The sequence below is a fragment of the Agromyces binzhouensis genome, assembly GCF_004135055.1.
GTDB lineage: Bacteria > Actinomycetota > Actinomycetes > Actinomycetales > Microbacteriaceae > Agromyces > Agromyces binzhouensis.
The window spans coordinates 1-688 of sequence record NZ_SDPL01000769.1 but is presented as its reverse complement, the minus strand read 5'-3'; the positions used below and the strand labels follow the sequence as shown (position 1 = coordinate 688).

The 688-nt window shown below is 73.4% G+C and carries 1 protein-coding gene; it reads left to right on the top strand.

Going from position 1 to position 688, the window contains the following annotated elements; translation table 11 throughout:
• The coding region (locus ESO86_RS18130; RefSeq protein ID WP_129236064.1) for an alpha/beta hydrolase at positions 1 to 512 on the top strand (512 nt) is incomplete at its 5' end.
• Positions 513 to 688 lie beyond the last annotated feature (176 nt).

Here is a 688-nt window from a genome sequence, read left to right as displayed (position 1 = left end):
CGCCGTCGCCCGACGCCGAGCAGGCACGCGCCGAGCTGCGCGCGGCGGTCCTCGCCGGAGGGCGCCCGAGCGACGACGTCGTCGACCGGCTCGTCCTCCCGCTCGTCGACCAGGCGGCGCCGGAGTGGCAGCGCCTGCTCGACGCCCTCCTCGAGCTGCCCGAGCTCGGCCGCCCGGTCGGATTCTCCGGAGGGGTGATCTCCATCGGCGTCAGGCTCGCGGCCATCGAACCGCGCATCGTGGCCGCGGGCCTCTTCGCCGGGAGCTACGTGCCCCGCGCGATCATCGAGGAGGCCCGCACCGTCACCATCCCGCTTTACGTGCTGCTGCAGTGGGACGACGTCGACAACGACCGGCAGCAGGCCCTCGACCTGTTCGACGCATTCGGCTCCGCCGAGAAGACGCTCGTCGCCAACATGGGCGGGCACACGGGTGTGCCGGCGTTCGCCGGCGACGACGCGGCCAGGTTCTTCGAGCGGCACCTGACGCAAGCGAGTCCTCCCCGGGGCTGATGCGGAGGCGTCCCCATGCCCCACGTTCACGGTCGATTTCTGCGTTGGAGGTCGACTTCGAACGGCACTCCACCGCAGAAATCGACCTTCGATGCGCCTCGGGTCGGGCAGGGCAGCGCGAGGCCGGGCCGGGCGAGGGCGAGGCCGGGCCGGGCGAGGGCGAGGCCGGGCCGGGC